This window comes from Trueperella sp. LYQ143 (genome assembly GCF_046599595.1).
Taxonomy (GTDB): Bacteria; Actinomycetota; Actinomycetes; order Actinomycetales; family Actinomycetaceae; genus Trueperella.
This window is the reverse complement of sequence record NZ_JBKIWR010000022.1, coordinates 23,272-32,908: the sequence shown is the minus strand read 5'-3', so window position 1 is coordinate 32,908 and position 9,637 is coordinate 23,272. Positions and strand designations below refer to the sequence as shown.

Here is a 9,637-nt window from a genome sequence, read left to right as displayed (position 1 = left end):
CACCAACAAGCCAACACCACCATACCCACCTGGGGCGACGCAATCTGCTGGAACGAACTCCACCACACCACCCCATACCACAACACCTGGGACTAACCCACAAGCAACACATTTTGTCCTATAACCCTGATGGAGCTGTGGCGGCAGCTTTGTAATGACTGACGAGTGAGGTGTTCGCTTTCTATACCTGGTGAAAATACTGGTGTGGCAGGCGGCTAATAGGTGGCGACGAACTTGGAGCTATGACCGCAATGGTGCGATACATCCTGGGATAGTAACGCAGATGAACCCTATATTGCGTAGTCCTCGTGGATATGCGTCGCAAGCGCGAAGTGAAAGGATCGGCTTTCTTGTGCGGCAAAGCCGGTTTTATTGTGCGCTACGGTGCGCCATCAGATGAAGATCCCCCTGAACGATGACTTTTCTTAGCAACGGAGCCTCTCAACGCAGAACTCCCAAGGCGTATTCGCTCAATATGCCAAGGATATATTCGGTTGCATAAGATACCTCTATGCAGATTTCACAACTCTCTGAAGACGACATCCTTGCCGAAATTACCCCGATTCTGCCAGTAGGATCGGCAACACGTGTGCCGTCAGGTGATGATAGCGCCGTCATGCGGCTTACCGGAGAGTTGGCAGTTTCCACCGATATGCTCATTGAAGGGCAACATTTCCGACGAGATTGGTCCACTGGAGTGGACGTTGGCGTGCGCAGCGTCATGCAAAACTGTGCGGACGTGGTGGCAATGGGGGCCCGCCCCATATCTTTAGTGATTTCATTGGGATTACCTCCTGATCTGGAAGTGACCTGGGTGCGTGATTTTGCTCAGGGGCTACGGCAGGCATGTACTCCAATAGATGTGGGTATTGACGGTGGCGATCTAGTTCGTGCGGAACACATTGCAATTGGAGTTACCGTCCTCGGGGATATGGATGGTTTTTCTCCAGTATGCCGACGTGGCGCACAAATTGGAGATCGGGTGATCCATGTAGGTCACCTGGGTCATGCACGCGCCGGATACGAACTATTACAGGCAGGTTTTGGAAAAAGACCAGAAAGTGATTCGGAGGAAGAATCGCCAGCGTTGCTTGATACCGCTACCGAGCAGGAATATATCCAGCTCATTGAGCTCTTTCGCCGTCCGGCTCCGCCACTTGAAGAAGCGCTTGCTGCTGCGCGCAGCGGCACATTGACGGCAATGATGGACGTTTCCGATGGTTTGATTCGTGACGCAAAACGTCTGGCCCGTGCGAGCGGAGTATGGATTGATATTCACCAAGGAGCAGATTATCGGATTGGCGATTTAGCTCGGGCGGCCGGGCGCTTACGCGCCTCGCGGCGGGAATGGGCCCTAACTGGCGGAGAGGACCACGGATTCTTGGCGACAATCCCTGCCGATGCGCCAATGCCGCGAGGATTTCACGAAATCGGGCTCGTGCGCGGAGCCGCGCAAGGCCGCGTTACTGTTTTGGGGCGTGAGGTATCAGGGCTAGGCGGCTGGGATCATTTCAGTTCTGAACCAGGCGCATAATCAGGGCAGCGACGGAATCCGTCATTGGGGGCAAAACCCAATGCGCGATCTCGCGCACGCCCGCGGAAGCGCCCGGTGCTCCAATCGGATGACCGATCTGCGTCAACCAGGCAATATCGTTATCCGAATCCCCAACTCCGAGCGTGCGCTCCGGATCGAGATTGCGGGCAGCAAGTGCGTATTGGATACCATCCCATTTAGTAATATCTGCGGGCATAATATCGATAAAGAAATCATGTGCGCGCACTGCTTGCGGAAATTCTGCGTGAACAGCCGAGAAATGCCGATCAATCTGTTCGCATGTTCCTGCTAATGAGGCTTTCGTGATATCTGCGGTGTTCAGCTCGGATAGGGGAGTCACGGATAAGCCCTCTGAAGAGTTCTCCGTGACTTCCAAAACCCCGTGTCGTTCCAGCGCATCGCGGTCTGTATAGATCTTTTCTGGGCCAAAGTAGAACGGAACGAACCCGGTTTCATCGCATAGGGTAGTGAGCCGAGTAATCTCATCAACGCTCATTCGATGTTCGACAACGACGTCGTGACCATCCCACACCACAGTTCCTCCAGCGGAGACAACCCATCCGGTAATCTCGGCTCGGTGTAATAGATTGGCTGCACCGTGCAAGACTCGGCCGGTGGCCAACGTGATAGGGATTCCAGCGTCGGATAATGCCCGTAGAGCTGCGATCGTCTCCTCGGAGGTGCTGGAATCTTCGCGAGAGAGCGTGCCATCAATATCGAAAACAGCGCTCGATATATCGGCGATAGACCAGGGGAGGTTCTCCAGATCGAGTTCTTGAGCGTTCACGAGGACTCCTCACATCATTCATCATTATTAGCCGATGATGACACGCGCATTGCAAAGATATGCCTTGTAGATAAGCAAATATTCGGCGGTGTTTAGCCGTGGCAATAATGAGATAGCTGACGGCAGTGCAGGGTAAGAGCAGGTAAAAAATTAGCGAGAATCGGAGTGATCCTCGCCAATATGAAGCATGAAGCTTTTAGATGTTGCGCGTCACCTTGCCAGCCTTGAGGCAGGAGGTGCACACGTTCAGACGCTTAGGGGCGCCCTTGACCAGCGCGCGCACACGCTGAATATTCGGGTTCCAACGACGGCTGGTACGCACGTGCGAGTGCGAGACCTGCTTACCGAAACCAGGGCCCTTGCCGCAGACTTCACATACCGAGGCCACGGTGATCTCCTTCGTTAGGCGGTGGGCGCAACGCGCCCGTTGAATTGCAACTTAAAAAGTCTAGCTGACGCAAGCGGAAGAAACCAAGGTAGTGGTAGTGGCATTGCGCACGCTAACGGACATTGTGAAGATATGGCGTCGGATGCTGTGAGGATATACCGTATTTCGTCTGCCGCGATGTCGCGCGCCTCAGGAGCCTGCCGGTGCCGGTAAGGTTACCGACGGAGGATGAAATATGGGCAAGTTGGCGCATAGTGCGATTGTAAGCGAGGAATGGGGGCCGTTAGATCGCCCCCTTGATCGGATACTCGGGACTCGCACGGCGAACGCGCTCGGAAAACTAGGGCTATCCACCTGCGGTGATCTTCTCGCTCACATCCCATTTCGGCTTGCACATCGCGGAGAACTACTGCCTATTGAGGCGGTCCACGAGGGCGATACCGTTACTGTGGTCGCACGAGTTATTGATTCTCACGTGCGTCCAATGAACCGCCGTCGTGGCTATTTGCTATCTGTTCGGATCGCTGACGGTGCGCATACCCTGTCATTGACGTTCTTTGGCAAATCTGCACGTCCACTGAATTACCATGCAACTCGCCTCGCGCCAGGGACGCTAGCAACGTTTTCTGGAACGATCTCTTCGTATCGGGGAGAATTGCAACTATCACATCCGGAGTATGAGGTTCTTGATACGGCTAAGGATATAGATCCGGAAAAAATCGCCCAACCTATTCCCATTTACCATGCCAGCGCGGCGATTCCCTCGTGGAAGATTCACGCTGCAGTCGATATTGTTTTAGATCACATCACGGCAGCCGACGTACCGGATCCACTACCTGAGGACTATCGCGCTGAACATAAGTTACTTACTGCCTATCAGGCCATGTACGCGGCACACCGCCCAAGCTGTGATGACGACTGGCAGCGCGCCCTGCTGAGATTCAAACACGAAGAAGCCTTTATTTTGCAGGCTCTCATTGCCCAGCAGGTACACGCCAATGCCGGGATTCCCGCCCCAGCCCTTCACCCGCGCAGCGATGGGGTATTGGCTGCTTTTGACCGGCGTTTACCTTTTACTTTGACGGCAGGTCAGCGCGATGTAGGTCGAGAATTATCCGAAGAGATGGCAGTCGCAACGCCAATGCGTCGATTGCTACAAGGTGACGTCGGATCAGGAAAAACAATTGTTGCTTTGCGGGCAATGCTTCAAGCGGTAGACGCTGGCTATCAGGCAGTTCTCGTTGCGCCAACAGAAGTTCTTGCCGCGCAGCACTACGAGACTTTTCGCCACCTGTTGGGTGATCTGGCTGCTGGCGGAGAACTGGGAGCACCCGAGATCTCCACTCGTCTGGAATTGCTGACCGGCTCGCTACCGGCTGCAGCAAAACGACGAACCTTGGCGAATATTGCCTCTGGTGTGCCGCAAATTATTGTCGGAACGCATGCGCTTTTTGAAGATCGGGTTCAATTGCCGCGCCTGGGGTTTGTGGTGATTGATGAGCAACATCGCTTTGGTGTCGATCAGCGCGACCGCCTGGCATCTGGATCGCATTTATTGGTGATGACGGCCACTCCGATCCCGCGCACAATCGCCATGACAACATTTGGGGAACTGCGGGTATCGACCTTGCGTGAGTTGCCCAGTGGGCGCCAGCCAGTGCAGACCGCACTCGTTCCCGCAGATAATGCGGTATGGGTCGAACGAATGTGGCAGCGGGCGCGCGAAGAGATTGCAGCGGGCGGTCGGGTGTATATCGTTTGCCCGGCAATTAATGCGGAAACCTCCGAAGCGGATATGGGCATTGATCCGGTTGAGGAAAGCAGCGTGCCTGCACAGTCGGAGGGTGCGGCGGGGCGTCATCCCTTAGCCTCAGTTACCTCAACGGTTGAACTATTGGCCACGATTCCGGCGCTAGCGGGGATTCCCGTCGGTTATGTACACGGGCAGCTTTCGAGTGAGGAAAAATCGCAGGCGATGGCTCGTTTTGCGTCGGGACAAACTCCGATTCTGGTGTCCACCACAGTCATTGAAGTGGGCGTTGATGTTCCGGAAGCGACGATGATGATTATCCTTGACGCGGAACGCTTCGGTTTATCCCAACTTCACCAGTTGCGTGGTCGAGTGGGGCGCGGGACGGCCCAGAGTCTATGTTTGGCGGTCTTTCACGTTCTTCCCGGTACGGTGGCGTTCGCTAGGTTGGAAGCCTTCGCGGGCACGACGGATGGTTTTGCTTTGGCGCAACGCGATGTTGAACTGCGATCAGAAGGCAATGTGCTCGGTCGAGATCAGAGTGGGCGAGTGTCATCCTTGCGTTTTGTTCGAGTGACGAAAGATGAGGACATTATTGACCATGCCCGTAAGTATGCGCGAGAGATGATCGGCCGTGATCCAGAGCTTCGGGATCAGCCGGTGCTTGCCGCGGCCATTGATCGGGCGCGTAGTGCGGCGACCGACTATTTAGACAGGAGCTGAGATGACCCGAATTGTGGCAGGAGCTGCGCGAGGGCGTACCTTACAGGTGCCAAAATCTGGGACGCGCCCCACCTCCGAACGAGTCCGTGAAGCGCTGTTTTCCCGTCTCGAACACTATGGATACGTCCGAGATTGTCGAGTTCTTGACCTATACTCCGGCTCTGGAGCTTTGGCTTTGGAGGCGGTATCTCGGGGAGCAAGCCATGCTATTTGTGTGGAATCGGATCGTCAGGCAGCCCAAATTATTCGCAGTAATGCGGAACATAGTGGGTTGAGTCAGCACGTCCAGGTGTTAATGCAACCTGTGGAAAAATATGTGAATCAGACGGGGCGTGGTGATATTGATGTGGTCTTTCTCGATCCGCCCTATGCGCTCGGTGAAGCGGAGTTAGCCCACGTGCTTGCCGCAGTGGTCGAACATCTAAAACCAGATGCGATGATCGTGGTGGAACGAGATAAACATTCCCCAGAACCGACCTGGCCTGCCGGGGTGCAGCTTGATGACGAGCGGATCTGGGGTGACACGAGAGTATGGAGTGCGACGCACCAAGACTAACGAACTACAATGGAACCTATGACGTTAGCGTTGTGCCCCGGATCATTTGATCCAATCACCTACGGCCATATCGATATTATTGGGCGAGCTGCCCGACTCTTCGATGAGGTCGTTGTCGTCGTCGCCCATAATCGGGCTAAAACGGCAATGTTTGATGTGGCGCAACGTGTGGCAATGGCGCGTGAGGCTTTAGTGGATTACTCTAATGTTTCTGTACGCGCCTACAGTGGCTTGATTGCGGATTATGCTCGGGATCTGCACGCTAACGCCCTGGTCAAAGGGGTGCGTGGAGGAGCGGATTATGACGCGGAATATCCGATGGCGCTGATGAATCGTCAGCTCAGCGGGATTGAAACGGTCTTTATTGTGGGCGATCCGGCTTTACATCATGTCGCGTCGTCTTTTGTCAAAGAAATCGCACAATTGGGCGGGCGCTATGAGGAATATGTGCCGTCTCATGTTGCGGCAGCCCTTCAACAGAAAGTGACATTATGAACGAACAGGGTGAATCGCTCCTGGAAATTCTCGACGAGTTAATCTCGATCGTTAACGAGGCACGTTCAGTGCCAATGTCTGCGTCGGTGATGGTCAATCGTTCGGAAGTGCTTGATTTGTTGGAGACTGCGCGCGATATTGTGCCAGATCAAATCGTTGCTGCCGATTCTGTATTAGCTGAAGCCTCGAACGTCTCTGAACAGGCTCGGTTAGATGCCGACGGGATTCGCCGTCGCGCTGAAGAAGAAGCACAGACGATTATCGCCGAAGCACGGGAGCAGGCTTCGCGTCTGGTTGCCCAGGATCAAATCACCATCGCGGCTACCTCGCAGGCCTCGCGTATTCTAGATGAAGCGAAGCAGCGCGCGGATCACTTCAAGCAGGGAGCTGATGAATACGCAGCAAACAGCCTCGATCAGCTCTCTGGGCAACTCGATTCGGTTTTCCATCAACTTTCCGCGCTTGCAGAACAAATCCACGCTGGTCGGATGCATCTGAGCCAGCGAATGGAACACTAGGACGGCACATGATTACTCCCTTTGTGGTTAGTTCAGCTCGGCTGGCTCGGTTATCTCGGGAAGATCTCATCGTCGATGAGGATATTCCGGCACCAGAATCATTCGGTATCGACGTATTGACGGTCGCACCGGATGAACCTATCGGAGTTAACGTGAGAATCAGTGCCACCTCAGATGGGATTCTCGTCAACGGTCGGACCTGGGCCTGTGCCACCGGGGAATGTGCGCGGTGCTTGCGTCCGGTAAATATTGAGTTAGACCGTCCGATCATGGAAATGGTGTTCAGCCAAGACCGACGCGAAGAACTCATTGCACAGGGTGACGAAGAAGCGCAGGATTTTTTCGTGCTAACTGACGAGGGGCTTGACCTTGAACCCCTCATTCGCGATGCGCTCATTTTGGCAATGCCGTTAACTCCGCTGTGCGATCCAGAATGTCAGGGCTTGTGCCAGGGCTGTTACGAACGGTTAGACGATCTGCCGGCGGATCACCATCACGATTATCGAAATCCGGATTTTGCTGCACTTGATGATTTAGCTCGGTTGCTGGGGGAGGAGAATCCGGATGCCTAATTCTGCTGATTTTCAGCCAGATGATACGGAGATCTCGTCAGCTTCTGCGCTTGATCCAGCGAGTTTGCCGTGGGCGGTAGAGATTCCAGTGAAGATGTTGGATCTGGCCCTGACGCATCGATCGTGGGCATACGAAAATAATGCGCCACATAACGAACGCTTAGAGTTTCTCGGGGATTCGGTGCTGGGCGGCGTGGCGGCGGCATATATCTACGATCTGCCAGATGAGCTATCCGAAGGGGATATGTCGAAAATTAAGGCGGCTGCGGTTTCCGAGCGGTCCTTAGCTGAGTTAGGGCGAGAATTACGGATTGGGCAGTACATCAAACTCGGGCGCGGCGAAGAACTCTCTGGAGGTCGAGATAAGGATTCCATCCTGGCTGATACCGTCGAAGCGCTGATCGGAGCCACTTTCCTGGCACATGGTATTCTGATCGCTCGCGAAGTGATTCTGGATCTGATTCGGCCTCAGATTGATGCAGCCCGCCGGTTAGGGCCGGCTCTTGACTGGCGTACCGCATTAGATGAACGCGCCCGTGATAAAGGAATAACGGGCACATTGAGCTACAAGATTGAGGGCGAAGGTCCAGATCACGCCCGAGTGTACACAGCCCAGGTATTTATTGATGACCGCTATCTCGGAACGGGAACGGCCACATCGCAAAAAGCTGCCAAGCTGGAAGCCTGCAAAGCAGCATACTACGCCTTGGGCGAGGAATAAGGGCGCTGTTTCTCGTGCCAGAGCTTCCCGAAGTTGAGACGATTCGTCGCGGTTTGGCACGCCATCTTATTGGGCAGACGATAGCGCGAGTAAGCGTCGATCATCCGCGGGTGATTCGCTCTTGCCCGCAAGGTCTTGACTCCTTAGTTGGGCGCAGGATTACCCAGGTGGCTCGTCGTGGAAAATATCTGTGGTTTGTGATCGGGCGTGACGAGGCACTCATTGCACACTTGGGGATGAGCGGGCAGTTTCGCGTTGATGCTGCGCAACACCGCCATCGGCGGGCGGCATTGTGGCTGGATAATGGGGTACGAGTAGATTTTATTGACCAGCGCACCTTCGGTCAGCTTCGTTTAGATCGCTTATGCCCGACGCAAGACGGCTATGCCGGTGGATGCGGCACTGACTATGCGTTGATCCCGGAAAGTATTGCGCATATTGGTCGTGATCTACTTGATCCGTACCTGCAATACCCGGATCTCATCGCGCAGGTACGAGCAAAAAACACCGAGATTAAACGGCTGTTACTTGACCAGCAACTTGCTTCTGGAATCGGCAATATATACGCCGATGAGGCGCTATTTGCGGCTCAGATTCACCCGCAGATGCTTAGTTCTCAGATGTCACCTCAGCAAATTGCGCAGCTGTATGCGGCGGCGCGTGAGGTGATGCAAGACGCTGTTGAGGTGGGTGGCACCTCATTTGATTCCCTATATGTGAACGTCAATGGGGAATCTGGATATTTCTCACGAACTCTGCAGGTGTATGGTCGGCACGGTCTTGCCTGCTACCGTTGCGGGGCACAAATTGTGCGGCAGACCTTCATGAATCGAGGATCGCATTTTTGCCCGAACTGCCAGCACCTGCCTTAGTGCGCCATGCTGAAATATGAGGCATTTTCACGGTAAGATCAGCGTGTGATGAGCAATGATATCTCCGTAATGATTATTGATGACCACGAGGTCGTCCGTCGTGGTATTGCCGAAGTTGTTGATCGGGCAGACGGGTTGACGGTGGTTGCGGAAGCCGGCTCAGTGATTGAAGCGGTCCGGCGAGCCAAATTAATGGCGCCTCAGGTGGCCCTGGTTGATTTGCGGTTACCGGACGGAACGGGCATCGATATTATTCGATCCTTGCGCGAGGATGTACCGAACACTAAATGCATCGTGTTGACCTCATTTGACGATGATGATGCTCTAGCAGAATCGCTGGAAGCAGGGGCGAAAGCATACCTGTTGAAATCGGTACGAGGTGCGGAGATTACGGAAGTCATCCGAGCAGTTGCTGAGGGGCGCGTGCTTTTAGATGAGCGAACGGTTACTCGTCATCGTGCCGATCACAATGATCCGACGGCAAATCTGACGCCATCAGAGCGGAAAGTATTAGATCTCATCGGAGATGGGCTATCAAACCGCGAGATTGGCGATCGGCTTGGCGTGGCCGAAAAGACGGTGAAGAATCACATCACCTCCTTGCTTTCCAAGATGGGAATGCAGCGCCGGACCCAAGTTGCCGCATGGGTGGCAGGTCAACGAGCAGCCGGATGGCGTAATCAAGCTGGCGGGTGATATT

Annotated in this window: 11 protein-coding genes; 9 read left to right on the top strand and 2 right to left on the bottom strand. The window is 54.3% G+C overall.

Going from position 1 to position 9,637, the window contains the following annotated elements:
* Positions 1-511: 511 nt before the first annotated feature.
* Positions 512-1,534, top strand: coding sequence for a thiamine-phosphate kinase (thiL, locus tag ACLHIL_RS08305; RefSeq protein ID WP_411297493.1), 1,023 nt, complete (start codon positions 512-514; stop codon positions 1,532-1,534).
* On the opposite strand, the gene ACLHIL_RS08300 is transcribed toward thiL, so the two are convergent.
* Positions 1,512-2,342, bottom strand: coding sequence for an HAD-IIB family hydrolase (locus ACLHIL_RS08300; RefSeq protein ID WP_411297492.1), 831 nt, complete (start codon positions 2,340-2,342; stop codon positions 1,512-1,514). The genes thiL and ACLHIL_RS08300 overlap by 23 nt on opposite strands.
* 196 nt (positions 2,343-2,538) lie before the next feature.
* Complete coding sequence (gene rpmB / locus ACLHIL_RS08295; RefSeq protein ID WP_411297491.1) at positions 2,539-2,730, bottom strand: 50S ribosomal protein L28; 192 nt, start codon at positions 2,728-2,730, stop codon at positions 2,539-2,541.
* A gap of 235 nt (positions 2,731-2,965) precedes the next feature.
* Between rpmB and ACLHIL_RS08290 the strand changes: the two genes are divergently transcribed.
* From ACLHIL_RS08290 to ACLHIL_RS08255, 8 genes are read left to right on the top strand one after another with little or no spacing between them, the layout of a single operon-like run.
* Positions 2,966-5,203, top strand: a complete 2,238-nt coding sequence (locus ACLHIL_RS08290; RefSeq protein WP_411297489.1) for an ATP-dependent DNA helicase RecG — start codon at positions 2,966-2,968, stop codon at positions 5,201-5,203.
* Between the two features lies 1 nt (position 5,204).
* On the top strand, positions 5,205-5,759 hold the full coding sequence (rsmD, locus tag ACLHIL_RS08285) for a 16S rRNA (guanine(966)-N(2))-methyltransferase RsmD (protein WP_411297488.1): 555 nt from the start codon (positions 5,205-5,207) through the stop codon (positions 5,757-5,759).
* Positions 5,760-5,777: 18 nt separating this feature from the next.
* Positions 5,778-6,254, top strand: coding sequence for a pantetheine-phosphate adenylyltransferase (gene coaD / locus ACLHIL_RS08280; RefSeq protein ID WP_411297487.1), 477 nt, complete (start codon positions 5,778-5,780; stop codon positions 6,252-6,254).
* A complete protein-coding gene (locus ACLHIL_RS08275) occupies positions 6,251-6,772 on the top strand; it encodes a hypothetical protein (RefSeq protein WP_411297486.1) in 522 nt (173 codons plus the stop codon). Before coaD ends, ACLHIL_RS08275 begins: the two co-directional genes overlap by 4 nt.
* An 8-nt stretch (positions 6,773-6,780) precedes the next feature.
* Positions 6,781-7,344: a YceD family protein gene (locus ACLHIL_RS08270; protein ID WP_411297485.1), complete on the top strand. Its 564-nt coding sequence runs from the start codon at positions 6,781-6,783 to the stop codon at positions 7,342-7,344.
* Positions 7,337-8,065 carry a ribonuclease III gene (gene rnc, locus ACLHIL_RS08265; protein ID WP_411297484.1) on the top strand — a complete coding sequence of 243 codons (729 nt, stop codon included), beginning with the start codon at positions 7,337-7,339 and terminating at the stop codon, positions 8,063-8,065. The genes ACLHIL_RS08270 and rnc overlap by 8 nt, the downstream gene beginning before the upstream one ends.
* A 14-nt stretch (positions 8,066-8,079) precedes the next feature.
* Positions 8,080-8,937, top strand: a complete 858-nt coding sequence (mutM, locus tag ACLHIL_RS08260) for a bifunctional DNA-formamidopyrimidine glycosylase/DNA-(apurinic or apyrimidinic site) lyase (protein ID WP_411297483.1) — start codon at positions 8,080-8,082, stop codon at positions 8,935-8,937.
* Positions 8,938-8,985: 48 nt separating this feature from the next.
* Positions 8,986-9,633 carry a response regulator gene (locus tag ACLHIL_RS08255; RefSeq protein ID WP_411297495.1) on the top strand — a complete coding sequence of 216 codons (648 nt, stop codon included), beginning with the start codon at positions 8,986-8,988 and terminating at the stop codon, positions 9,631-9,633.
* Positions 9,634-9,637: the final 4 nt, after the last annotated feature.

Bases quoted from the DNA above. Each gene is read 5' to 3' on its own strand.
- thiL (WP_411297493.1), top strand. From the start codon at position 512: ATGCAGATTTCACAACTCTCTGAAGACGACATCCTTGCCGAAATTACC.
- ACLHIL_RS08290 (WP_411297489.1), top strand. From the start codon at position 2,966: ATGGGCAAGTTGGCGCATAGTGCGATTGTAAGCGAGGAATGGGGGCCG.
- rsmD (WP_411297488.1), top strand. From the start codon at position 5,205: ATGACCCGAATTGTGGCAGGAGCTGCGCGAGGGCGTACCTTACAGGTG.
- coaD (WP_411297487.1), top strand. From the start codon at position 5,778: ATGACGTTAGCGTTGTGCCCCGGATCATTTGATCCAATCACCTACGGC.
- ACLHIL_RS08275 (WP_411297486.1), top strand. From the start codon at position 6,251: ATGAACGAACAGGGTGAATCGCTCCTGGAAATTCTCGACGAGTTAATC.
- ACLHIL_RS08270 (WP_411297485.1), top strand. From the start codon at position 6,781: ATGATTACTCCCTTTGTGGTTAGTTCAGCTCGGCTGGCTCGGTTATCT.
- rnc (WP_411297484.1), top strand. From the start codon at position 7,337: ATGCCTAATTCTGCTGATTTTCAGCCAGATGATACGGAGATCTCGTCA.
- ACLHIL_RS08255 (WP_411297495.1), top strand. From the start codon at position 8,986: ATGAGCAATGATATCTCCGTAATGATTATTGATGACCACGAGGTCGTC.